At 66.3% G+C, this 22263-nt stretch carries 20 protein-coding genes and 2 pseudogenes; 5 read left to right on the top strand and 17 right to left on the bottom strand.

Going from position 1 to position 22263, the window contains the following annotated elements:
* Nucleotides 1-344 precede the first annotated feature (344 nt).
* The 3 genes from I9P22_RS12215 to I9P22_RS12205 all read right to left on the bottom strand — a co-directional run bounded on the left by I9P22_RS12215 (nt 345) and on the right by I9P22_RS12205 (nt 3056).
* The gene (locus I9P22_RS12215) at nt 345-1373 is read right to left on the bottom strand and encodes an IS110 family RNA-guided transposase (protein WP_028710856.1); all 1029 of its coding nucleotides are present in this window, start codon (nt 1371-1373) and stop codon (nt 345-347) included.
* Nucleotides 1374-1453: 80 nt separating this feature from the next.
* Nucleotides 1454-1897, bottom strand: coding sequence for a methylaspartate mutase subunit S (gene glmS, locus I9P22_RS12210; RefSeq protein WP_199259755.1), 444 nt, complete (start codon nt 1895-1897; stop codon nt 1454-1456).
* A 301-nt stretch (nt 1898-2198) separates the two neighbouring features.
* On the bottom strand, nt 2199-3056 hold the full coding sequence (locus I9P22_RS12205; RefSeq protein WP_199259754.1) for a DUF2189 domain-containing protein: 858 nt from the start codon (nt 3054-3056) through the stop codon (nt 2199-2201).
* A gap of 461 nt (nt 3057-3517) precedes the next feature.
* On the opposite strand from I9P22_RS12205, the gene I9P22_RS12200 reads away from it, so the two are divergent.
* Nucleotides 3518-3784 carry a hypothetical protein gene (locus tag I9P22_RS12200; RefSeq protein ID WP_199259753.1) on the top strand — a complete coding sequence of 89 codons (267 nt, stop codon included), beginning with the start codon at nt 3518-3520 and terminating at the stop codon, nt 3782-3784.
* Between the two features lie 931 nt (nt 3785-4715).
* Here the strand turns inward: I9P22_RS12200 and I9P22_RS12195 are convergent.
* Nucleotides 4716-5060, bottom strand: a pseudogene (locus I9P22_RS12195) (transposase); the annotation flags it as partial.
* Nucleotides 5061-5072: 12 nt separating this feature from the next.
* A pseudogene (locus tag I9P22_RS24570) lies at nt 5073-5156 on the bottom strand (IS5/IS1182 family transposase); the annotation flags it as partial.
* 224 nt (nt 5157-5380) lie between these two features.
* On the opposite strand from I9P22_RS24570, the gene I9P22_RS12190 reads away from it, so the two are divergent.
* Genes I9P22_RS12190 through I9P22_RS12180 form a run of 3 tightly spaced genes read left to right on the top strand, consistent with a single transcriptional unit; the run spans nt 5381 to nt 7009 of the window.
* On the top strand, nt 5381-5914 hold the full coding sequence (locus I9P22_RS12190; protein WP_199259752.1) for a TniQ family protein: 534 nt from the start codon (nt 5381-5383) through the stop codon (nt 5912-5914).
* Nucleotides 5892-6662, top strand: a complete 771-nt coding sequence (locus tag I9P22_RS12185) for a hypothetical protein (protein WP_199259751.1) — start codon at nt 5892-5894, stop codon at nt 6660-6662. Before I9P22_RS12190 ends, I9P22_RS12185 begins: the two co-directional genes overlap by 23 nt.
* Before the next feature lie 11 nt (nt 6663-6673).
* Nucleotides 6674-7009 carry a hypothetical protein gene (locus I9P22_RS12180; RefSeq protein WP_199259750.1) on the top strand — a complete coding sequence of 112 codons (336 nt, stop codon included), beginning with the start codon at nt 6674-6676 and terminating at the stop codon, nt 7007-7009.
* On the opposite strand, the gene guaD is transcribed toward I9P22_RS12180, so the two are convergent.
* From guaD to xdhA, 4 genes are read right to left on the bottom strand one after another with little or no spacing between them, the layout of a single operon-like run.
* Nucleotides 6979-8256 (bottom strand): guanine deaminase, encoded by a 1278-nt coding sequence (gene guaD, locus I9P22_RS12175; RefSeq protein WP_199259749.1) that lies wholly within the window; start codon nt 8254-8256, stop codon nt 6979-6981. The two genes, I9P22_RS12180 and guaD, sit on opposite strands and share 31 nt — an antisense overlap.
* Nucleotides 8244-8987: a xanthine dehydrogenase accessory protein XdhC gene (gene xdhC / locus I9P22_RS12170; RefSeq protein ID WP_199259748.1), complete on the bottom strand. Its 744-nt coding sequence runs from the start codon at nt 8985-8987 to the stop codon at nt 8244-8246. Before xdhC ends, guaD begins: the two co-directional genes overlap by 13 nt.
* Nucleotides 8984-11296 (bottom strand): xanthine dehydrogenase molybdopterin binding subunit, encoded by a 2313-nt coding sequence (gene xdhB / locus I9P22_RS12165; RefSeq protein WP_199259747.1) that lies wholly within the window; start codon nt 11294-11296, stop codon nt 8984-8986. Before xdhB ends, xdhC begins: the two co-directional genes overlap by 4 nt.
* Nucleotides 11293-12738, bottom strand: a complete 1446-nt coding sequence (gene xdhA, locus I9P22_RS12160; RefSeq protein ID WP_199259746.1) for a xanthine dehydrogenase small subunit — start codon at nt 12736-12738, stop codon at nt 11293-11295. Before xdhA ends, xdhB begins: the two co-directional genes overlap by 4 nt.
* Nucleotides 12739-12856: 118 nt before the next feature.
* On the opposite strand from xdhA, the gene I9P22_RS12155 reads away from it, so the two are divergent.
* On the top strand, nt 12857-13753 hold the full coding sequence (locus I9P22_RS12155; protein ID WP_199259745.1) for a LysR family transcriptional regulator: 897 nt from the start codon (nt 12857-12859) through the stop codon (nt 13751-13753).
* Nucleotides 13754-13759: 6 nt separating this feature from the next.
* On the opposite strand, the gene I9P22_RS12150 is transcribed toward I9P22_RS12155, so the two are convergent.
* The 8 genes from I9P22_RS12150 to bhcB form a co-directional block, all read right to left on the bottom strand.
* Entirely contained in the window at nt 13760-14392 is a 633-nt protein-coding gene (locus I9P22_RS12150) for a LysE family translocator (protein WP_199259744.1), read from the bottom strand.
* A gap of 70 nt (nt 14393-14462) precedes the next feature.
* Nucleotides 14463-15710, bottom strand: coding sequence for a urate hydroxylase PuuD (locus I9P22_RS12145; protein ID WP_199259743.1), 1248 nt, complete (start codon nt 15708-15710; stop codon nt 14463-14465).
* A 204-nt stretch (nt 15711-15914) separates the two neighbouring features.
* Nucleotides 15915-16265 carry a hydroxyisourate hydrolase gene (gene uraH / locus I9P22_RS12140; protein WP_199259742.1) on the bottom strand — a complete coding sequence of 117 codons (351 nt, stop codon included), beginning with the start codon at nt 16263-16265 and terminating at the stop codon, nt 15915-15917.
* Nucleotides 16266-16295: 30 nt separating this feature from the next.
* Nucleotides 16296-17639, bottom strand: a complete 1344-nt coding sequence (locus I9P22_RS12135; RefSeq protein ID WP_199259741.1) for an 8-oxoguanine deaminase — start codon at nt 17637-17639, stop codon at nt 16296-16298.
* Nucleotides 17639-19120: a nucleobase:cation symporter-2 family protein gene (locus tag I9P22_RS12130; RefSeq protein ID WP_199259740.1), complete on the bottom strand. Its 1482-nt coding sequence runs from the start codon at nt 19118-19120 to the stop codon at nt 17639-17641. The genes I9P22_RS12135 and I9P22_RS12130 overlap by 1 nt, the downstream gene beginning before the upstream one ends.
* 36 nt (nt 19121-19156) lie before the next feature.
* Nucleotides 19157-20119, bottom strand: coding sequence for an iminosuccinate reductase BhcD (gene bhcD / locus I9P22_RS12125; protein ID WP_199259739.1), 963 nt, complete (start codon nt 20117-20119; stop codon nt 19157-19159).
* The gene (gene bhcC / locus I9P22_RS12120) at nt 20119-21282 is read right to left on the bottom strand and encodes a 3-hydroxy-D-aspartate aldolase BhcC (RefSeq protein WP_199259738.1); all 1164 of its coding nucleotides are present in this window, start codon (nt 21280-21282) and stop codon (nt 20119-20121) included. Before bhcC ends, bhcD begins: the two co-directional genes overlap by 1 nt.
* 21 nt (nt 21283-21303) lie before the next feature.
* On the bottom strand, nt 21304-22263 hold the full coding sequence (gene bhcB / locus I9P22_RS12115; protein ID WP_199259737.1) for a beta-hydroxyaspartate dehydratase BhcB: 960 nt from the start codon (nt 22261-22263) through the stop codon (nt 21304-21306).

Genomic DNA, 22263 nt, shown 5'->3' with positions numbered 1-22263 from the left:
CCTGTAGGTTGGCGGTGTGGGTCTGCTCATACATCACAGCTACCACCCTGGATTCACGATCTGAATCCCTGACGGGATTTGTGCAACATGTATAACCGCCCCTTGCGCAAGAGGGTTTTGGAGCAATTTGGCGCGGTGTCGGGTGCTGACATGTATCCGGCCTCGTGATGCGGCCATAGTCATGCCGCGGGCCCGCATGGTGTTCGCGGGTCGGAACCAAATCAAAGCCGCGTGCTCGATGGCACTCTGTTGCGCTCTGGTTTTCCGACCTTGTCTTGCGACCGTTGCGCCAAGTTGCTCTCAGCCCTCCTCCGCTCCGACGACCTCGCGACCGCTGACGGACTTTACGCCGCCATGGCCGGAGCCCGGTAGACCTCTCCGCTCTTCATCAACGCCCAGACGATCCGCGCCATCTTGTTGGCCAAGGCCACGCGCACCAGCATCGGCGGCTTGCGCTCCAGCATCCTTGCCAGCCAGGTGCCGGCGCGCGCTGACGCATGACTATGGCGCTTGATGATGACACTGTTGGCGCCGATGATCAGCAACCGGCGTAGGGAACGCTCACCCATCTTCGTCGTGGCTCCCAGCCGTTGCTTTCCGCCCGTCGAATGCTGCCTGGGCGTGAGCCCAAGCCATGCCGCGAAGTCTCGGCCCTTCCGGAACGCTTCCAGCGGCGGAGCCAGTGTGGCGATGGCCGTGGCGATCAACGGGCCGATGCCAGGGATCGTCATTAGGCGCCGGGCGACTTCATCGGTCTTGGCGCGCCGGTCGATCTCGGCATCCAAGGTCTCGATCTGACCGTCGAGCTGGACAAGCGTTTCAGTCAGGACCGTCAGGGATGCCCGCGCCGTGGCGGGCAGGCCCGATTCTTCATCCGCGACGAGGGCAACCAGGCGCCGGGCATTCGTCGCACCCTGTGGCACCACCCAGCCATACTCGGTGAGATGTCCGCGGAGCGCGTTGATGGCCTGGGTACGCTGCCGGATGAGCAACTCCCGGACGCGGAAGACGCTGGCCGCTCCTTGCGTTTCCTCGCTCTTCACGGGAACAAAGCGCATGTTCGGTCTTTGCGCCGCCTCGCAGATCGCCTCGGCATCCGCCGCATCATTTTTTTGCCGCTTGATGAAGGGCTTCACATAGGCGGGCGGGATGAGCTTGATGTCGTGGCCGAGCTTGGCCAGCTCCCGACCCCAGAAATGCGCGCCACCGCAGGCCTCCATCGCCACCAGGCAGGGCGGCAACTTGGCGAAGAACTCAAACACCTGAGCCCGTCTGAGCTTCTTGCGTAAGACAGCACTGCCTTTGCTGTCAGCACCGTGGACCTGGAACACATTCTTCGCCAGATCCAGTCCGACCGTGATAATCTCCGACATGACCGCCTCCCAATACGGATTGTTGCGATCCCACCTTGGCACGTCGATGCCGTCGGGGGGCGGTTACAGCATCAGAGCCGTCATACACAAAAGATCGCACACTCCCCGCGGATGTCGGACTTCAGCAGATCCACCACATCCTCGAGCCGCACGGTCGGCGGGAACACCCCGTCGAAGCCCATCTCGAGGAAGCGCTGCTCGACCTCGGCGAAGGCGCGCTTGCCGATCACAAGGTTGCCGCCGACATAAAGCAGGATCTCGCCCAGCCCGCGCTCCTCGCAGCGGGCGCGGATGTCCTGGCAGTCGATCTCGCCATGGCCATAGATCGACGAGACGAGGATGGCATCGGCCTTTTCCTCGATGGCGGCCTGGATGAACTCGTCCTGGCTGACCATGACGCCCAGGTTCACCACCTCGATGCCGTTCCGGCCCAGCACGGCCGAGATGATCTTGTTGCCGACCGCATGGCAATCGGCGCCGGTGACCCCCAGGATGCCCCGGTATTCCGGGACCGCCTCCAACATGGTTCCTCCCCTTCGCAACGAACCAGCGCCGAGGGGTAGGGGAATCATCCGCATTCGGTCAAGTTTTGTGAAGCGACATTATGAATCGGTAATTGTTATTGGTTAATTTGGGCGCCGAGGCCGATATCGGACTCCCGCCGGAAAATTCTGCGGCGATCAGGGCTGCGATGGCGCAAGCGGCACCTGTGGGGATTGGCGGCGCATCCCGGGTCGTTGCTGCGCTCAGCCTTCGGCTCGCCCATCCGGACATGCCCCGCCCGGAAGCGCCGGGCCGGCCGCGCCCCGGCTTTCCTGTCGGACGCTAGACCACCGCCCGGCGATAGAGGTGCCATGTCGCATGGCCGAGGATGGGCAGCACCACGATCAGCCCGGCGAATAGCGGGATCGTCCCCAGCAGCAGCGCGACCGCGACGATCAGCCCCCAGAGCGCCGTCGTCCCGGGGTTGCGGCGCGCCACGGCAAGCGAGGTCGCCAGCGCCACCGGCACGCCCACCGGCCGGTCGATCAGCATCGGGAAGGAGACCAGGCTGACGCAAAGCACCCCGGCCGCGAAGACGAAGCCGACGCCGAACCCGGCCAGGATCATCGTCCAGCCGGCGCTGGTGGTGACGGTGTCGCGCAGGAAGACCCGCAGGCTGTCATAGGGTTCGGGTCCCAGGGTGGCGGCCCAGATCGCATGCGCGGCGATGACCCAGAAGGCGAAGATCACCGCCAGAAGGCAGCCCAGTGTCAGCACCGGGCCCAGCACCCGGCCGCGCAGCGTGGCCAGCACCGCGCCCCAATTGGTGTCTTCGCCCCGCTCGCGCCGCCGGCTCATCTCGTAAAGGCCGATCGCCGCCACCGGTCCGACCAGCGGAAAGCCCGCCGCCAGCGGAAACAGCAGATGCACTTGCCCGGCGTTGAACGCCCAGGCGGCCAGGACGAAGCCGATCACCGGATAGAGCGCCACCGCGGTGATCACGTCGGTGCGTAGCGCGGCGAAATCCTGAACGCCCTTGCGCAGCGCCGCGCGAATATCGGCCAGGCCGATCTGCCTGACCCCGGGCAGGGTCATCTCGTGGCTGCCGATCCCATCCACCGCCGCCCCGGCGCTGCGGCCGATGCCGGCCAGTTTCTGCGCGCTCCAGCTCAGCGGGTTTCCAATCGTCTCTCGGTGCATGGCTGCTCCTCCCTTCCTGGAGGGCCCGGAACCGGGCGAGGCAACGGCCGGAGAACCCGGCCCCGCCCGCGAAGATACCGAGCCGAACCGTCCTCGACCGGCAGTCTAGCAGATGCAGCGTAAGGTTGCACGTTCGGAATCGAGGGGCCGAGGCGCCGCTGCCGGCGTGCGATCGCGGTCTGTCCGATGCGCTTTCCTGCTGCTGCGGCCGGCTCATGCGGACCCGCTGTGCCGGATGGGCCGGAACGGTCATCGTCGCTGCGTGGTCCGGCGATGGCGGCTGGTGCCCCGCGCAGCCGCGTGCTGGCCGGCGAGAATGTGCGGGTGGATCACTCGACAGCCGGCGCTGCGCTGCTGCGCGCCCGGGCGTCCGATGACCTGCGGCCTGTCTCCGAGGTGATCGGCTATGCCATCCTGGGCCATCACGCGACTTGCCCGACCGCCATGGTGCCGAGGGCAGCATGGAGCGCCGGCTCGAGGCTTTCCACGACCCGATCGCGCCGGAAATCTCGGCTGCGGCCAGTCCCGATTTCGGTTCGATGGCCAGGGAACTGGCCGCGCTCATGCGCCCGGCATCCTGCGGCTTCGACCTGTCGGTCACCGCGCGCATGGGTTTTCCTGCCTGGGCGATGCGGATTTCCGCGATACCGAGACCTTCCATGCCGGGCTGGATGGCAGGCCCTGGCAGACCTGTTGCCGGGCTGGAGACAGGTTTTCAACGCGTATAAGGTGAAATTCGACGGCTCTGGCCCGATCACCGTCCACGCGCAGATATTCTGACCCATGTCCGGCAGGGGGCCGCCATGGCGCCGGGGCTTTTCACCTTGGCTATGCCTGCCGGCGGGGGCAAGACGTTGGCCTCGCCGGGCTTCGCGCCGGACCATGCGGCGTATCATGGGCATTGCAGAAATATATACCAATTCCATACACTTCCATCGTCTCCCAGACGGCCGCCATCTTCCGCGAACTTTTCGGCGATGCGGTGCTGGATCACCATTCGGCCATCGGCGATGAGAAAACCGACCCGAAAGGGCGGGAGGGAAAAGATAAGCGGTGCCTTGCCATGGAGGATTGCGCCGCGCCTCTGGTGGTCTCCACCAATGGGCAGCTTTTCGAAAGCCTTTTCGCCGCGTGCCCCTCGCGCTGCCGCAAGTTGCACAACATCGCCGGCTCGGTGATCGCGCTGGATGAGGCGCAATCCCTGCCGCGCAAGCTGCTGACGCCGGCGCTGCGGATGATCGACATGTTCTGCACGCATTGCGGCTGTTCGGTGGTGCGGTGCACGGCGACGCAATCCGCTTTCGACAGTCGCCAATTGAGGCGGGGCGGCTTGCCGCTGGAGGGCCGCGAACTGGCGCCCGACCCCGAGGAACTGGCCCGCCGCCTGTGCCGCGCCCGGATCGTGCAGGGCGGCGAGACGGATGATACCGCGCCGATCGAGGCGCTGCGCGACACGCCGCAGGGCATGATCATCGTCAACAGCTGCGCCCATGCACTGGAACTGTTCAACGAAGCCAGGGCGGCCGGGCTTGACGGGCTCGTCCACCTGACGACGCGGCAGTATCCGATGCATCGGCGGGCGATCTTGGAAGATATTTGCGCGCGTCTGAAGTCCGGCTCTCCCTGCCGCCCGATCGCGACCAGCCTGATCAAGGCCGGTGTGCCGTGCTTGCGGGCCAGCCATTCCCCATCGCCCAGGAACTTGATTTCCGCGCTGTCGACAAGCAGGTTCGGCGGGCCCGGCGCACGGCGATGCGTTATCTGCACCTCTATGGCTTTTTGCCTGCGGCTCAGGGTGGAAAAGTCGGGAACGGCCCAGTCGAGACCGGCCATCGACAGGATACTTGCCACGATCCCTGTCGTTTGCCGCAGCGGCCGCCCGAACAGGACCGTCACCGTCAAGCAGAATCGGATCGCTGCATCGCTGAACACCGGCGGCCGGCCGTTGCGACCAGCCTTCGGGGCAAGCCAGACCAGGTTCTTGCCGAACCATATCAGTAGGTTATGTTGACACTGGCGCAGCCATAGCCTGATGCAGGCGAGGTTGACGAAGCCGAGGAAGCTGCCTGCGGTTTTGTCGTAGCGGGTGCGCTGCTGTCTGGGGAGCGAGATGTGTATCGATCCGGTCATGGTCACTGGCGTCCGTGAAGTCGGTTAGCCCAAGCCAGCAAAGGGTGCGAACGTGGCCGGCTGTTCGAGCGGCTGCTTAATCTCAGTGACAACAGCGCGCTGACCGCAGGAGACATGTTAACTTTCCTTGCTACGAGGTGGCGCTCTGAAACCTGGCCAATTATGCAGCTGAGATAACGAAGCTTCCTCTCTCCGTGTCACCCAACCCCGGCGAAAGCGCAGCATCGCTGGCTTCACGCCTCGCGCGGGCGAACTACGTGCCGTTGCGCGAGTTCCTGCGGGACATGGGGATAAAGCCTTCTGATCTGTTGGCTGGAGAGGATGTTGCGCTTCAGAGATTGGCCGCGCTGTCCGGAATCCCGGTTGCGGAGATTGGTGCCGGGACGCTGCGGTTTCAAGGCGATGATGCCTGGTTTGGCGATGTGCGCTTTCCGTCGCGTATGGTCGGCGGCAGGCTTGTCCGCGGCTGTCCCGACTGCCTACAGATTCAGCCTGGGTTGCTCGGTATCTGGTCCTTGCCCTTCGTCATGATCTGCCCCGAGCATCGACGACCGTTGATTACGCTCTGGGCGGTGCAGGACGAACTGGACCGACACGATGTGGCGAGCCGACTGCCAGAGCTGGAGCTGCGCGACGAAACGCTCCCTGCACAACGAGACGTATCCGAGTTCGAGCGGTGGTTTTTTCGCAAGGCTCAACGGACAGGTGAGCAGGGCAGGCTGGCTTGATCGGTTCGATCTTTTCGCAGCCGCGCAGGTCTGCGCGCAACTTGGCTGCGCGGCGATGGCGACGCAGCTATCCAAATGGCGCCGTCTGCCTGCGGATCTGGATTGGTCGCCATGCCAGGTGGGCTATTTCCTCTGCGTTGAAGGTGAGGCGACGCTCCGCGGCGCGCTGACTGACCTGCAGCATCTGATGGGTGGGCCCGATGAGGGGCCGCGCAAGATCTTTGGCGGGCTCTATGATCTTCTCGTCGCTGATCCTTGCCCGGTGGAGCTGCAGCCTTTCCGTGCCATCTTGCAGCAGCATATCCGTGAAACCTGGCCGTTTGCGCCCGGCGATGAAGTGCTGGGCGAGCCGGTGCTGCAACGGACCCTGTGTTCTGTTCGAGAAACCGCGTGCCTGCTGCAAAGACCGGATACCGAAGTCATCACGACTCTGGAGGCTGCGGGGCTCGAGATCCCGTCCAGGCTGCCGATCACCTGGCGGATCTATGACCAGGACGCGGCAAAGGGTGTGCTCGAGCAACTGAACCATGGACTGACGGCGGCGGCGTTCTGCAAGGCGCTGTCCGTGGCATCATGGGTTTTTGCGGAAATGCGCGATTCGGGCCTTCTTATCGAAGTCGCGCATGGTCGCTGGGATCCGCTGGCGGCGCAGCGGTTGATTGATGATCTGCTGGTCGGCGCGGCGCCGGTCTATGTGGGATGCATGACTGGTGCAGCCTGGCGGAGGCCGCATCAAGGTTGCAGCTGACGGTTCCCGAGGTGATCGAACGGATCCGGGATGGCCGTTTGCCTCGGGTGGGGACGTATCTGCAACGATCCGGATTTGCCTCGGTTCTGGTCAATCTCGGCCATGTCGGACAGGAGGGCGAGGTGGTTTCTCTGGCTGTCTTCGCCAGTTCTGAAGGGCTGCGCATTGCCGAACTGGCGACGTTCATCCGGCGGATGGGCTTGCCCTTTCGTCGGATCCATGGGCCGCGTGGCGGCGATCAGGTGCGGTTGACGGCGACCGATAGGCAGGCGTTTCACGACCGTTTCATCTCTTTGGCAGCAACACGCGCCCCGCCTCAGCCGAACATCGGTTTCCCCGCCACATAGGTCTGGGCAATCGCGCGGTCGTCGCCGAGGATCTGCAGGATGAAAAGCTCCTCGGCCAGGGTCTCGGCCCGGTCCATGCGCAGCGCCATCGCCGGCGTGGCGCGGCTGTCGAGCACCACCAGGTCGGCATCGCTGCCGGGCTCCAGCGTGCCGATGCGGTCGGCCATGCCGAGCGCCAGCGCATTGCCGCGGGTGATCCAGTGGAAGGCGGCGAAGGGATGCAGCTTCTGGCCGCGCAGCTGCAGGATCTTGTAGCCCTCGTTCAGGGTCTGCAGCATGGAATAGCTGGTGCCGCCGCCGACGTCGGTGGCGATGCCGCTGACCACGCCCGCGGCGCGCAGCCCCGCCTCGTCGAAGAGGCCCGAGCCGAGGAACAGGTTCGAGGTCGGGCAGAACACCGCGCGCGAGCCGGTCTCGGCCATGCGGGCGATCTCGCGCGGTTCCAGGTGGATGGAATGGCCGAGCAGTAGCTTTTCGGACAAGAGGCCATAGGTCTCGTAGATGTCGAGATAGTCGCGCGCCTGCGGATAGAGGCTGAGCGTGAAGGCGATCTCGTCCTTGTTCTCGCTGAGATGCGTCTGGATGTGGCAGTCGGGATGTTCGCGCACCAGTTGCCCGGTCATCTCCATCTGCTCGGGCGTCGAGGTGATGGCGAAACGCGGGGTGATGGCATAGCGCTGGCGGCCGCGGCCGTGCCATCGGGCGATCAGCGCCTTGCTGTCGTCATAGCCCTGCTGCGGGGTGTCCAGCACCGCCTCGGGGGCATTGCGGTCCATCATCACCTTGCCGGCCACCATCGCCATGCCCCGCGCCTCGGCGGCCGAGAACAGCGCCTCGGCCGATTGCGGATGCACCGAGCAGAAGGCCACGGCGGTGGTGGTGCCGTGCGAAAGCAGCAGGTCGAGAAATTTTTCCGCCATGGCCGGGGCGTGGCCCTGCTGGGCGAAGCGCGATTCCTCGGGGAAGGTATAGGTGTTGAGCCAGTCGAGCAGCTGCGCCCCCCAGCTGGCGATCACCTGGACCTGCGGGAAATGGATATGCGTGTCGATGAAGCCCGGCAGGATCAGGTGCGGGCGGTGGTCGATTTCCGGCAGGGCGGGGTCGCGCAGCGCGGCATAGTCGCCGATGGCGGCGATCTTGCCGTTCTCGGTGATGACGGCGCCGTCCTCGTGGTAGGTGAAGGCGTTTTCGGTTTCCACGGGGTCGGCGTGGAAGGAGAGCGTGCGCCCCCGGATCAGCTGTCGCATGGGTATTTCTGGAACGAAGAAGTTGGCTGGGTCAGCCGGCCGATGATCTCGGCGGCGGTGAAGGCGGCGATGACCTCGGGGCGCTTGTCGCGCGAATAGCCGGCGCCGATGGGGCAGGTCAGCCGGTCGGTGTCGAGCCCCTGGGCGCGGGCGAAGCGGCGGAACTGCGCCAGTTTCGTGCGGCTGCCGATCATGCCGATATAGGGTGCGTCCATCCGGCGCAGCGCCTCGGCCGCCAGCAGGAAGTCGAGCGCATGGTCATGGGTGACGATGATGTGGCTGGTGCCGAAGGGGGCGCTGCGGATCTCGGCCTCGGGCAGGGGGGTCAGGCGGGTCTCGCCTGTCGCCTGCCGGAGTTCGCTTGCGCGCTGGTCGATCAGGATCGGGCGCAGCGGCAGAAGCGCCAGGGCGCGGGACAGCGCCCGGCCGACATGGCCGGCGCCGAAGATCAGCACCTGCGGATGCTCGGGGCCGGCGGGGGCTTCGGCCACGCGGGTCAGGGTAAGCTCGACCCTTCCGCCGCAGCATTGGCCGATCTCGGGGCCCAGGGGCACGTCCATGCGGGCGGATGCCTCGCCGCGGGCCAGCATCTGCCGGGCGCGGTCGATGGCCATGTATTCCAGCTGGCCGCCGCCGATGGTGCCGGTCAATCCCTCGGGGGTGACGACCATCGCCGCCCCTTTCTCGCGCGGCGAGGAGCCGCGCGTGCGGGTGATCTCGACCCGGATCATCGCCGCAGCCGTTCGATGGCCATCAGCACGCGCTCGGGGGTGGCGGGCGCGTCGATGCGCGGGTTTTCGCGGTAGCCGTTGAAGCTCGCCACCGCCATGTTCAGCGCCTGGAACACGCTGATGCCCAGCATGAAGGGCGGCTCGCCCACGGCCTTGGAGCGCTTGATCGTCGCCTCGCGGTTCACCGACCAGTCGGCCAACGCGACGTTGAAGACCTTGGGCCGGTCCGAGGCCAGCGGGATCTTGTAGGTCGAGGGGGCGTGGGTGCGCAGCCGGCCCTTCTGGTCCCACCAGAGCTCCTCGCTGGTCAGCCAGCCGGTGCCCTGCACGAAGGCGCCCTCGACCTGGCCCTTGTCCAGCGCGGGATTCAGGCTGCGGCCCACGTCATGCAGCACGTCGGCGCGCTCGATCACATATTCGCCGGTCAGCGTGTCGACCGAGACCTCGGAGCAGGCGGCGCCATAGGCGAAGTAATAGAACGGCCGGCCCTGTCCGGTGTCGCGGTTCCAGTGGATCTTTGGCGTCTTGTAGAAGCCGGCCGCCGACAGCTGGATCCGCGCCAGATAGGCGGTCCTGATGAACTCTGCGAAGGGCATTTCCTCGGTGCCGATCTGCACCGTCTCGCCGATGCTGACCAGTTCCGGCGGCACGCCCTTGGCCTCGGCGGCGAAGGCGGTCAGCCGCTCGATCAATTGCCGGCAGGCGTCCAGCGCCGCCATGCCGTTCAGGTCCGAGCCCGACGAGGCGGCGGTGGCCGAGGTGTTGGGCACCTTCTCGGTCGTGGTCTTGGTGATCCTGATGCGGTCGATGCTGATCCCCAGCGCCTCGGCCACCACCTGCGCCACCTTGGTGTTCAGGCCCTGGCCCATCTCGGTGCCGCCGTGGTTCAGGTGGACCGAGCCGTCGGAATAGATGTGGATCAGTGCGCCGGCCTGGTTGTACCAGGTGGCGGTGAAGCTGATGCCGAACTTGACCGGGGTCAGGGCGATGCCCTTGCGGATCGCGCCGCCCTGTTCCTGGGCGCGGGCGTTGAAATCCAGCACCGCCTGGCGGCGGGCGTGGTAGTCGCTGCTGGCCTCCAGCTCCTCGAAGATGCGCGGCAGGATCTGGTCCTCGACCTCCTGGTGATAGGGGGTCAACTGGCCGTTCTGGTAGAGGTTCAGCTTGCGGATCTCCAGCGGGTCGCGGCCGAGCTGATAGGCGATGTCCTCGACGATGCGCTCGGCCATGACCACCCCTTGCGGGCCGCCGAAGCCGCGGAAGGCGGTGTTCGAGCAGGTGTTGGTCTTCATCGGATGGCTGCGCAGCTCGACCGCCGGGTAGTAATAGGCGTTGTCGGCATGGAACAGCGCCCGGTCGGTCACCGGGCCGGACAGGTCCGAGGAAAAGCCGCAGCGGGCGTAGAAATCGGCGTCGACGGCATGAATCCTGCCGGTCTCGTCGAAGCCCACCGCATAGTCGATGACGAAATCATGGCGCTTGCCGGTGATCTGGAAATCGTCGTCGCGGTCGGGGCGGATCTTGACGGCGCGTTTCAGCTTCTTCGCGGCCAGGGCGGCGATGGCGCAGAAGCCGTTCATCTGCGATTCCTTGCCGCCGAAGCCGCCGCCCATTCGGCGCACGTTCACCACCACCGCGTTCGACGGCACGCCCAGAACATGGGCGACCATGTGCTGCACCTCGCTGGGGTGCTGGGTCGAGGTGTTGACGATCACCTCGTCATCCTCGCCAGGGATGGCGAAGGCGATCTGGCTTTCCAGGTAGAAATGCTCCTGCCCGCCGACGGTCAGCCGGCCCGACAGCTTGCGGGGCGCGCGCTCCATCCCGGCCATGTCGCCGCGCTTGAGCTTCAGCGGCTTGGTGACATAGCCCATGCCGGCATCGCGGGCCGAGATGGCGTCGATGGCGAAGGGCAGTTCCTCGTATTCCACGCGTGCCAGCTGGCAGGCACGGCGGGCCTGGTCGCGGGTCTCGGCCACCACGGCAAAGATCGGCTGGCCGACGAACTGCACCTCGGGGAAGGCGAAGACCGGCTCGTCATGCAGGCCGGTGGGCGAGATGTCGTTATGGCCGGGAATGTCCTCGGCCGTCAGCACGGCATGGACGCCCGGTGCCTTGCGCACCGCGTCGAGGTCCATCGCCGTGATCCGGCCATGCGCGACCGAGGAAAGCCCCAGATAGCCGTGCAGCGTGCCGACAGGCTCCAGCAGGTCGTCGGTATAGTCGGCGGCGCCGGTGACGTGCTTGATCGCGGAATCGTGGATGATGGGCGTATGGGCGGCGCCCTTGACGAAGACGTCCTGTTTCATTCGGCCCTCCTCAGGCGGTGTTCCGCGCCGGACTGTTCAAGCCAGAAGCGGCGGAAGAAGTTGGCGGCGAGTTGCTGGCGATATTCCTTGCTGGCCCGCCAGTCACTGAGCGGCTGGAAGTCGTTGGCGACCGCGCGCGCAGCGGCCTCGAAGGTTTCGGCGGTGAAGGGCTGGCCCTTCAGCGCCGCCTCGGCATGGCCGGCGCGCTTGGGCGTGCCCGCCATGCCGCCGAAGGCGACGCGGGCGTCGATGATCGTGGCGCCGTCGGTCTCGACCCGGAAGGCGGCGGCCGAGGCGGTGATATCGGCATGGTGGCGCTTGGAGACCTTGTAGGCGGCGATCTTCGCCTCGCCCTTCAGGGGCACGGTGATCGATTCCACGAACTCGCCGGGGCGGCGGTCCTGCTTGCCGTATTCGATGAAGTAATCCTCGATGGGCAGTTCGCGCGTGCCCTCGGCGCTGCGCAGCCGCAGCGTGGCCCCCAGCGCGATCAGCAAGGGCGGCGTCTCGCCGATGGGCGAGCCGTTGGCCACGTTGCCGCCGATGGTGCCGGCGTTCCTGACCTGCCAGCCGCCGATGCGCAGCCAGTAATCCACCGCCTCGGGGAAATGCTGGCGCAGGAAGGGCTCGAACTCGGTATAGGTCACGCCGGCGCCGATGGTGACGCGCCCCTCGGCAAGCTCGATCTGCTTGAGATCCTGCAGATGGCCGATGAACACGGCGGGAGAGATGTTGCGCAGGAATTTCGTCACCCACAGGCCCACGTCGGTGGCGCCGGCGACGATGGTCGCGTTCGGATGTGCGGCCAGCACCTGCGCCAGGTCGGCGGCGTTGGCCGGCAGGATGGCGCGGTCCTCGCCGCGCGAGACCTCGACCCGCTCGGCCGGGATGGCTTGCAGGGCGGCGGTGACGCGGTCGCGCTCGACGGTCAGCGCGTCCATATGCTGCCCGCCGGCTTCCGAGGCCGCGAAAGCCGCCTTCACGATCGGCTCGTAGCCGGTGCAGCGGCACAGGTTGCCCTGCAGCGCCGTTTCGATCGCCAGCATGTCGGGGCGCGGGTTTTGCATCCACAGCCCGTAAAGCGCCATGACGAAGCCCGGCGTGCAGAAGCCGCACTGGCTGCCGTGATGCTCGACCATGGCGGCCTGGACCGGGTGCAGCCCGCCATCGGCGCCGCGCAGATGCTCGACGGTGACGACATGGCAGCCGTGGCACGAGGCCAGGAAGCGGATGCAGGCGTTGATCGGCTCGTAATGCAGCCGGCCCTGGTGCAGGCGGCCGACCAGCACGGTGCAGGCGCCGCAATCGCCTTCGGCGCAGCCCTCCTTGGTGCCGGTCAGGCGGCGGTTGAGCCGCAGGAAGTCCAGAAGCGTGTCGCGAGAGCCCGCCTCGGTCAGGCGGATCTCGGTGTCGTTCAGTAGAAAGCGCAATTCGTGGCCCATTCGGTCCTCGCTCGGGATGGCTGGGTATGGGGAAAGCCTAGATGCGAATTGCTCTTTGCGAAATCTCGGATTGAGCATAAGACTTTCAGCGATTCCTTGAAAGAGGCGGGTTGAGACCATGCCATATCTTGAAAGTCTGCGGGTCTTCGTTCGTGTGGTCGAACTGGGCTCGATCACCGCCGGCGGGCGCGACCTGCGCATGTCGCCGGCGGTGGCCTCGAACCGGATCAAGGATCTGGAAACGCGCTATGGGGTGCGGCTTCTGAACCGCACCACCCGTAAGCTGGTGCCGACCGAGGTGGGGCGGGCCTTCTACGACAATGCCCGCCGGGTGATCGAGACGCTGGACGAGGCCGAGGCGGTGGTCTCGGGCTTTTCCGGCATGCCGCATGGCGCCTTGCGGGTGACGGCGCCCCTGGGCCTGGGCCGGCGGCTGATCGCGCCCCTGGTGCCGAAATTCTGCGACGAATATCCCGGCGTCGAGGTGCGGCTGCGGCTGTCGGACCGCAACGTGGACATCATCGCCGACGGGATCGACCTGGCCTTCTTCCTGGGCGAGCCGCAGGATTCGGCGCTGAAATGGCGGCGGATCGCGGAATGCCGGCGGGTGCTGGTGGCGACGCCGGGCTATCTGGAACAGCACGGCCGCCCCGAGCGCCCCGAGGAGCTGACGGCGCATAATTGCCTGCTGCTGCGCTATCCGCGCAGCCCGGAATATTACTGGGTGCTGCAGACTCCCGAGGGGCCGCAGAAGATGCTGGTGAACGGCAAGTTCGACGCCGATGACGGCGACGTGTTGAGCAGCTGGGCGCTGGGGGGCAGGGGGATCGTCAACCGTCCCCGCTACGAGGTGGCCGAGCATCTGGCCTCGGGCCGGCTGGTCGAGGTGCTGCCGGATTACCCGCCGATCCCCTCGCAATTCGGCGTGCTGACCCCGCATCGGCGCCTGCAGGATCCCAAGGTGCGGCTGTTCGCGGATTTCATCGCGCGCGAGGTGCGGGGGGTGTTCGCCTGAGCGGGTTCAGCGCCGCGCCTCGGTAAGCATGCGCAGGGCCAGCCCGGCCAGCACCGTGCCCATCAACCAGCGCTGGACCAGCAGCCATGCCGGCCGGCCGGCCAGGAAGACGGCGATCTGACCTGCCGTCAGCGCGATCAGCGCATTTACGGTGACGCTGACGGCGATCTGCACCGTGCCGAGCGCAAGGGATTGCGTCAGCACGCTGCCCGCCTCGGGGCGGATGAATTGCGGCAGCAGCGATAGATACATCACTGCGATCTTGGGGTTGAGCAGGTTGGTGAAGAAGCCCATGGCGAGCAGCCGGCGCGGGCTGTCCGGCGGCAGGTCGTGCAGTTGGAAGGCCGAGGGCCCTCCGGGCCGGACCGCCTGCCAGGCCAGCCACAGCAGATAGCCGGCGCCGGCAATGCGCAGCGCGTCATAGGCATAGGGCACCGCCAGCACCAGGGCGGTGATGCCGAAGGCCGCGCAAAGCATGTAGAAGACGAAGCCGAGTGCTATCCCGGCCAAAGAGATCAATCCCGCCCGCGGGCCTTGGCAGATGGCGCGCGAAACCAGATAGATCATGTTTGGTCCCGGGGTGAGCACCATGCCAAGCGCGATGGCCGCGAAGGCCAGAAGCTGAACGGTGGCGGGCAAGGGCGCTCCTGACATGACAAGGCCGCCCCGAGCATAGGGCGGCGGCGCGGCAGGCTCAAGCCGTCGGGGGTCAGTTCAGTGCGAAGGTCTTGGGCAGGCCGCGATACCAGTCCATGATCGCCTGGCGCTCCTCGGGTTCCATGAAGCTGACATTGGCGGGCGGCATGGCGTTGGTCACGCCGGCCTGGATGTAGATTTCCCGCGCGGCGCGGGTGATATCGTCGGGGGTTTCCAGCAGCACGCCCTTGGGCGCGGTATGGATGCCCTCATACGAGGGCTCCCTGGCGTGGCACATCGAGCAGCGGCCCATGACGGCGTTGTAGGCGTCCTCCCAGCCGGGCGCGTCGACCATGGCCTGCTGGGTGGGGGTCAGGACGCGGGCCTCGGATTCCTCGAGCGTCTGGCGGAACATCGGCGCGGTCGAAAGCCACATGACGATGATGAACAGGATCGTGGTGATCGCCCAGGTCCACCATTTCATGCCGCCGCCGGCATGCATGGTGTTGAAGAAGTGGCGGATCGTCACGCCCATCAGGAAGATCAGCCCGGCGATGATCCAGTTGTATTCGGTGGCGAAGGCCAGCGGGTAGTGGTTCGACAGCATCAGGAACACCACCGGCAGGGTCAGGTAGTTGTTATGCGTCGAGCGCAGCTTGGCGATCTTGCCGTATTTCGGATCGGCGGGACGCCCGGCCTTGAGGTCGGCGACGACGATGCGCTGGTTCGGCATGATGATGAAGAACACGTTCGCCGTCATGATCGTGGCGGTGAAGGCGCCCAGGTGCAGCATGACCGCGCGGCCGGTGAAGACCTGGTTGTAGCCCCAGCCCATGGCCATCAGCAGAACGAACAAGAGCAGCATCAGCAGCGTCGGCGTCTCGCCCAGCTTGGACTTGCACAGGTTGGTATAGACCAGCCAGCCGATCGAGAGCGAACCGGCCGAGATCAGGATCGCCTGCCAGGGCGCCAGCTCCATCTTGGCGGGGTCGATCAGGAACAGCTCGGATCCGACCCAGTAGGTGACCATCAGGAGCGCCGCCCCCGAGATCCAGGTCATGTAGCTTTCCCATTTGAACCAGATCAGGTGCTCGGGCATGCGCTCGGGGGCGACCAGGTATTTCTGGATATGGTAGAAGCCGCCGCCATGGACCTGCCATTCCTCGCCATGCGCTCCGGCCGGCAGGCCCGGCACCTTGCGCAGACCCAGGTCGAGCGCGACGAAATAGAAGGACGAGCCGATCCAGCAGATGGCGGTGACGACATGCGTCCATCGGATGGCAAAGGCCAGCCAATCCCAGATGACGGCGAAATCGGACATACTTTGTCTCCTGTCTAGCTGGCGAAAGACTAGCCGCTTCGCGGGGTTGCGAGTATTCACGCATTTCCCCTTGCTGTCTTAACGACGCGTTGAAAATCTTTCGCCACGCGCGGCAGAAACGAAAAAGAGGGGGCTTTGCCCCCTCAGGCCCCCAGGGGCCTTTCACCCCCAGGGTATTTGGAAAACGGAAAGACTGCTGACGGCTCAGCTGCCGCGATAGGTCGAGAAGCCGTAGGGCGAGATCAGCAGCGGCACGTGGTAATGGTCCTGTTCGGACATGCCGAAGCGCAGCGGCACCTGGTCGAGGAAGCGGGGCTTGGCCGCCTGATGTCCCTGGGCGTCGAGCCAGGCGCCGACATGGAACACCAGCTCGTATTCGCCGGTCTGGAATTCCGCCTCGGGCAGGATGGGCCTGTCGGTGCGGCCGTCGTGGTTGGTGACGGTCTCGGCGATCAGCCGGCGCTCGGGGTCGAGGCGGTAAAGCTCGATCCGCATGCCTTCTGCGGGCGTACCGTTGGCGGTGTCGAGCACATGGGTGGTGAGATAGCCGGGCATTGTCTTCCTTTCCTTGTCAATCGGGCCTTGTCAGCCCGCCAGCCGGGCGATGGCGGCGCGGGCCTGTTCGTTCAGGCGATTCGGGTCTGCGGTCAGCAGGTGGTGATCCTGCACCACGGCGCGGCCCTCGACATAGACCGCGCGCGGCCGGATCGGGGCGCAGAAGATCAGCGCCGCGACCGGGTCCCATTGTCCGGCGGCGGGCAGTTCGGACACGTCCCAGAGCACGAGATCGGCGCGCTTGCCGGGCTCCAGCGCGCCGATGTCGCTGCGGCCCAGCACCCGGGCGCCGCCCAGGGTGGCGATCTCCAGCGCCTCGCGGGCGCCGAGCGCGGCCGGGCCGTCCTTGAGGCGCGCGACCAGCATGGCCTGCCGCGCCTCTAGCCCGAGATGGCTGCAATCGTTGCTGGCCGAGCCGTCGACGCCGAGGCCCACCGGCACGCCCGCGTCGCGCATCCGGCGCACCGGGGCGATGCCCGAGGCCAGCCGCGCGTTCGAGCAGGGGCAATGCGCCACCCCGGTGCCGGTGCGGGCAAAGAGGTCGATTTCCTTCTCCGACAGCTTCACGCAATGCGCATGCCAGACGTCGTCGCCGGTCCAGCCCAGGCTTTCGGCGTAATCGCCGGGCAGCATGCCGAAGTTTTCCAGCGAATAGGCGATGTCCTCGTCGTTTTCCGCCAGGTGGGTGTGCAGGCGCACGCCCTTCTCGCGGGCCAGGATCGCCGCGTCGCGCATCAGCTCCCGGCTGACCGAGAAGGGCGAGCAGGGCGCCAGCCCGACTTGCACCATGGCGCCGGGGTTCGGGTCGTGGAAGGCCGCGACGACGCGCTCGCTGTCCTTCAGGATCGCGGCCTCGTCCTCGACCAGTGCATCGGGCGGCAAACCGCCCTTGCTTTCGCCGATCGACATGGCGCCGCGCGTGGCGGTGAAGCGGATGCCGATCTCCGCCGCCGCCTCGATGGTGTCGTCCAGCCGTGACCCGTTCGGGAACAGATACAGGTGATCTGACGAGCAGGTGCAGCCCGACAGCGCCAGTTCGGCCAGGCCGATCCGGGTGGACAGGCGGATGTCGTCGGGTGTCATGCGGCCCCAGATCGGATAGAGCGTGCGCAGCCAGCCGAACAGCGCCGCGTCCTGCGCCGCCGGCACCGCCCGGGTCAGGGTCTGGAACAGGTGGTGATGCGTGTTGACCAGCCCGGGGGTGACCACGCAGCCCCGCGCCTCGACCACCTCGGCGCCCTCGGCGGAAAGGCCCAGACCGACGGCGGAGATGACTCCGCCGTCGACCAGGATGTCTCCGCCCGTGATCTCGCGCCGGGCGCCGTCCATGGTGACCACCACTTCGGCGCCCCTGATGAGCAGGCGTTTCGTCATCAATGCGCCTCGGCTGCGTGGGCGGCGGCGGCGATCTCCTCGTCCGAGGCATGCGGAGCGCCGTTGAAGAACCAGTTCAGCAGCACGGCGGCCAAGGCGGCCAGCAGGATGCCGGAATGGATCAGCGTGTGCAGCGCATGCGGCAGCCACTGGTTGAAGTCCGGGGCGATCATCGGCACCATGCCCAGGCCCAGCGAGACGGCGACGATGAACAGGTTGTGCTTGTTGCCCTTGAAATCCACCGTCGACAGGATGCGGATGCCGGTCGCGGCGACCATGCCGAACATCACAAGCCCGGCGCCGCCCAGCACCGTGGTCGGCAGGCTTTCCACCAGCGCGCCCATCTTGGGGATCAGCCCCAGCACGACCATGATTGCGCCGCCCGCCACGCAGACGAAGCGCGAGCGTACGCCGGTCACGCCGACAAGGCCCACGTTCTGGCTGAAGGAGGTATAGGGGAAGGTGTTGAACAGCCCGCCGATGGCGGTGCCCAGACCGTCCACGCGAAGCCCGGCCGACAGCGCCCTGGGCGTCATGCGGCGGCCGCAGATGTCGGAAAGCGCCAGGAACATGCCCGTCGATTCGATCATGGTCACGAACATGACCAGCAGCATGGTCAGGATCATCACCGGGTCAAAGATCGGCATGCCGAAATGCAGCGGCTTGATCGGCGCGAACCAGGCGGCCTCGGCGATGCCGTCGAAATGCATCATGCCCAGCGTGGCGGCCAGCAGCCCGCCGATGACGATGCCCAGAAGCACGGCGATATTGGCGACGAAGCCCCTGGCATAGCGGGCGATCAGCAGGATCGCCGCCAGCACGGTGATGCCGATCAGGATGCGCGGCAGCGAGGCGTATTCGGGGTTGGCGACGGTCGGCAGCAGCTTGACGCCCTCGGGCACGCCGCCGGCGGCGCGGGCGGCGTCAAGCCAGGCCTGGGCGGCCGGATCGACCAGCTTGGGCGCGGTCGGGCCGACCGGCAGGCCGAAGATCCAGTTGATGCCCACCGGCATCAGGCTGACGCCGATCACCAGGATCACCGTGCCGGTGACGACGCTGGGAAAGAAGCGCAAGAGCCGGCTGACCAGCGGCGCAAAGAAGATCGAGATGAGACCGGCGGCCATGATGGCGCCGAACATCATCCGCGCGCCCTCCTGCCCCGGATTGGCCGAAGCGATGGCGACCATCGGGCCCACGGCGGCGAAGGTGACGCCCATCATCACCGGCAGCTTGATGCCGAACCATTGCGTGGCGCCGAAGCTCTGGATGATGGTGACGATGCCGCAGACGAACAGGTCGGCGGAAATCAGGAAGGCCACGTCCTGCGGCGAAAGCTGCAGGGCGCGGCCGACGATCAGCGGCACCGCGATGGCGCCGGCATACATGACCAGCACATGCTGGAAGCCCAGGGCCAGCAGCCGAGGCGCGGCGATCCGCTCCTCGACCGGGTCGAATCCGGGGCTGGTGTCAATGGTTTGCATTCGTCCTATACCTCCCTAGTTTCAGGACGTTACTCTTTAGATCTCGACTTCTTGCGCCAGTCCTTCTTGTTTTGCGATTTCGAGGACTTTTTGCGCGACGGCGAGGTCCTGCAGCCCGACGCCGGTGCCGTCGAAGATGGTGACCTCGGCATCCCCGCGGCCCGGGTCGTCGCCGGCGACGACGGCGCCCAGTTCGCCGATCTGCGCCTCGCGGATCAGGCCCTGCGCGATGGCGTGCTGGCATTCGCCGATGCTGACCGACTGCGCGACCTCGTCGGTGAACACCCGGGCGCGCGCGACCAGCGCCGGATCCAGCTCCTGCTTGCCCTTGGTGTCGGTGCCCATGGCCGCGATATGCGTCGGGCCCTTGACGTGCTGATCCATCAGCAGCGGCGAGAAGGACGAGGTGATCGAGATGATCACATCGGCTTCCGCGCCCAGCCGGTCCAGCTCGACCGCCTCGAAGGGCAGGCCCAGCTCGGCCGCGGTATCGGCCAGCCGGCCCAGCATCTCGGGATGCGGGTTCCAGCCGATGACCTTCTCGAAGCGGTGCACATTGGCCGCCGCCCGCATCTGGAAGGCGGACTGATGGCCGGCGCCGATCATGCCCAGCACCTTGGCGCCCTTGGGTGCAAGATACTTGATCGACACCGCCGAGGCCGCCGCCGTGCGCAGCGCCGTCAGCAGGTTGCCGCCGATGGCCGCCGAGACCCGGCCGGTATCCGGGTCGAACAGGAACACCGTGGACTGGTGGTTGATCAGCCCGTGCTTCTGGTTCAACGGCCAGTAGCCGCCGGCCTTCAGCCCCAGCACCAGCGCCGAGGCGTCGAAGCCGCCCTTGAAGCCGTAGAGCGCGTCCTCATGGCCGATGGCCTCGCGCACCACGGGAAAGTTCCAGGCCTTGCGCCGGGCCATCGAGGCAAAGACCGCCTCGATGGCCTCGAAGGCCGCCTCGGGGGTCATCAGACCCGCGATTTCCTTTTCGGCGACGATGAACATCAATAGCCCTTCCCGCGCGCCGAGACCGGCCAGACCGTCTCGACCTTGCCGTTCCGCACGCCGACATACCAGTCGTGGACGTTGCAGGTCGGGTCGCAATGGCCGGGCACCAGCCGCAGCTTGTCGTTGACCTTCAGGACGCCGTCCTTGTCCTCGACCACGCCATGCTCGTCGCTGCACTTGATGTATTTCACGTCGTCGCGGCCATAGACGAAGGGCAGGCCGCTATCGACCGACTGCGCCTTCAGGCCGGCATCGACCACCGCCAGATGCGGCTTGGCATGCGACATGACCGAGGTCAGGATGAACAGCGCGTTTTCCCATTCGCCCTGGTCGATGCGCTTGCCCTCGGCATCGTGGATGCGGCCGTAATCGGCATCCATGAAGGCGTAGCTGCCGCATTGCAGTTCATTGTAAACCCCCGAATTGCTTTCGAAATAATAGGAGCCCGTGCCGCCGCCCGAGACGAATTCCGGCTTCAGGCCCTCGGCCTCCAGCGCATCGACCGCTTCCTTGACCTGGGCGATGGCGGCGTCCAGCTTGGCCTTGCGGTCCTCGTAGCTGTCCATGTGCTGCATGGCGCCCTGGTAGGCCTGGATGCCCTTGAAGACCAGGTTCGGCGCGGCATCGGCGGCCTTGGCGATCTCGACCACGGCCTCCTTGGTGGTCACGCCGCAGCGCCCGGCGCCGCAGTCGATCTCGACGAAGATGCCCAGTTCGGTGCCGTGCTTCTGCGCCGCCGCCGACAGGTCGGCGATGTTCGCCACGTCATCGACGCAGACCGTTACCGTGGCGCCGGTCTTGGGCAGCCGGGCCAGGCGGTCGATCTTGGCCGGCTCGCGCACCTCGTTGGTGACCAGCACGTCCCGGATGCCGCCGCGGGCAAAGACCTCGGCCTCGCTGACCTTCTGGCAGCAGACGCCGTCCGCGCCGCCAAGGCTTTCCTGCAGCTTCTGCACGTCCACGGACTTGTGCATCTTGCCGTGGCTGCGGTGGCGCATGCCATGCGCCTTGGCGTAATCGCCCATCTTCCTGATGTTGCGCTCCAGCGCGTCCAGGTCGAGGATCAGGCAGGGCGTCTGGATCTCGCTCTCGTCCATGCCGGGCAGGGCGGGGATGTCGTAGCCGACCTCGTAGCCGGAGAAATCCGTTTTCGCGTTCATGGCACTCTCCTCAATTCGGGTTCAGATCCAGGGCAGCTTGTCGAGATCGACATTGCCGCCGGTGACGATGATGCCGACGCGCTTGCCGGCGAAGGCTTCGGGGTTCTTCAGGATGGTGGCCAGCGGCACGGCGCTGGAGGGCTCCATCACGATGCGCAGGTGCTTCCAGATCAGCTTCATCGCATCGACGATCTCGGCATCCGAGGCGGTGTAGATTTCGCTGACGTGGTTCCTGACGAAATGCCAGGTCAGATCCTTCAGCGGCACCAGGAGCCCGTCGGCGATGGTCTTCGGGGCATCGTCGGCGATGATGTGGCCGGCCTTGAAGCTGCGATAGGCGTCGTCGGCCTGCTCGGGCTCGGCCGCGATGACCTTGACCTCGGGTGCCAGGGTCGAGAGCGTCAGGCAGGTGCCCGAGATCATGCCGCCGCCGCCGATCGGGGCCACGACAGCCTCGAGCCCGTCCACCTGTTCCATGAACTCCTTGGCGCAGGTGCCCTGGCCGGCGATCACCCGCGGGTCGTTATAGGGGTGGACGAAATCGCCGCCGGTCTCGGCCTGCACCTTGGCGAAGGTCTCCTCGCGCGAGCTGGTCGAGGGCTCGCATTCGGTGATCTTGCCGCCATAGCGGCGCACGGTGTCCTTCTTGGCCTGCGGCGCGGTGCGCGGCATGACCACGTTGCAGGGAATGCCGCGCAGCATGGCCGCGTAGCTGAGGCAGGAGGCATGGTTGCCCGAGCTGTGCGTGGCGACGCCCTTGGCCGCCTGCGCCTCGTCCAGGCCGAAGACCGCGTTGGTGGCGCCGCGGACCTTGAAGGCCCCCGGCTCCTGGAAGTTCTCGCATTTGAAGAACAGCTGCGCGCCGGCAAGCTCGTTCAGGTAATCCGAGCTGCGGATCGGCGTGCGCCGGATATGCGGCTTGATCCGCTCATGCGCGGCCAGCATGTCCTCATAGGTCGGGATATACATCGCGTCCCTCAT

The sequence above is a fragment of the Paracoccus binzhouensis genome, from assembly GCF_016446475.1.
Taxonomy (GTDB): domain Bacteria; phylum Pseudomonadota; class Alphaproteobacteria; order Rhodobacterales; family Rhodobacteraceae; genus Paracoccus; species Paracoccus binzhouensis.
The sequence above is the reverse complement of the archived record's forward strand: the minus strand, read 5'-3'. Positions and strand labels throughout refer to the sequence as shown.

What these genes read in the sequence shown, in the direction of transcription:
- I9P22_RS12215 (WP_028710856.1), bottom strand. Translation starts at nt 1,373, where the DNA reads ATGTCGGAGATTATCACGGTCGGACTGGATCTGGCGAAGAATGTGTTC.
- glmS (WP_199259755.1), bottom strand. Translation starts at nt 1,897, where the DNA reads ATGTTGGAGGCGGTCCCGGAATACCGGGGCATCCTGGGGGTCACCGGC.
- I9P22_RS12205 (WP_199259754.1), bottom strand. Translation starts at nt 3,056, where the DNA reads ATGCACCGAGAGACGATTGGAAACCCGCTGAGCTGGAGCGCGCAGAAA.
- I9P22_RS12200 (WP_199259753.1), top strand. Translation starts at nt 3,518, where the DNA reads ATGGAGCGCCGGCTCGAGGCTTTCCACGACCCGATCGCGCCGGAAATC.
- guaD (WP_199259749.1), bottom strand. Translation starts at nt 8,256, where the DNA reads ATGCGACAGCTGATCCGGGGGCGCACGCTCTCCTTCCACGCCGACCCC.
- xdhC (WP_199259748.1), bottom strand. Translation starts at nt 8,987, where the DNA reads ATGATCCGGGTCGAGATCACCCGCACGCGCGGCTCCTCGCCGCGCGAG.
- xdhB (WP_199259747.1), bottom strand. Translation starts at nt 11,296, where the DNA reads ATGAAACAGGACGTCTTCGTCAAGGGCGCCGCCCATACGCCCATCATC.
- xdhA (WP_199259746.1), bottom strand. Translation starts at nt 12,738, where the DNA reads ATGGGCCACGAATTGCGCTTTCTACTGAACGACACCGAGATCCGCCTG.
- I9P22_RS12155 (WP_199259745.1), top strand. Translation starts at nt 12,857, where the DNA reads ATGCCATATCTTGAAAGTCTGCGGGTCTTCGTTCGTGTGGTCGAACTG.
- I9P22_RS12145 (WP_199259743.1), bottom strand. Translation starts at nt 15,710, where the DNA reads ATGTCCGATTTCGCCGTCATCTGGGATTGGCTGGCCTTTGCCATCCGA.
- uraH (WP_199259742.1), bottom strand. Translation starts at nt 16,265, where the DNA reads ATGCCCGGCTATCTCACCACCCATGTGCTCGACACCGCCAACGGTACG.
- I9P22_RS12135 (WP_199259741.1), bottom strand. Translation starts at nt 17,639, where the DNA reads ATGACGAAACGCCTGCTCATCAGGGGCGCCGAAGTGGTGGTCACCATG.
- I9P22_RS12130 (WP_199259740.1), bottom strand. Translation starts at nt 19,120, where the DNA reads ATGCAAACCATTGACACCAGCCCCGGATTCGACCCGGTCGAGGAGCGG.
- bhcD (WP_199259739.1), bottom strand. Translation starts at nt 20,119, where the DNA reads ATGTTCATCGTCGCCGAAAAGGAAATCGCGGGTCTGATGACCCCCGAG.
- bhcC (WP_199259738.1), bottom strand. Translation starts at nt 21,282, where the DNA reads ATGAACGCGAAAACGGATTTCTCCGGCTACGAGGTCGGCTACGACATC.
- bhcB (WP_199259737.1), bottom strand. Translation starts at nt 22,263, where the DNA reads ATGAGGGACGCGATGTATATCCCGACCTATGAGGACATGCTGGCCGCG.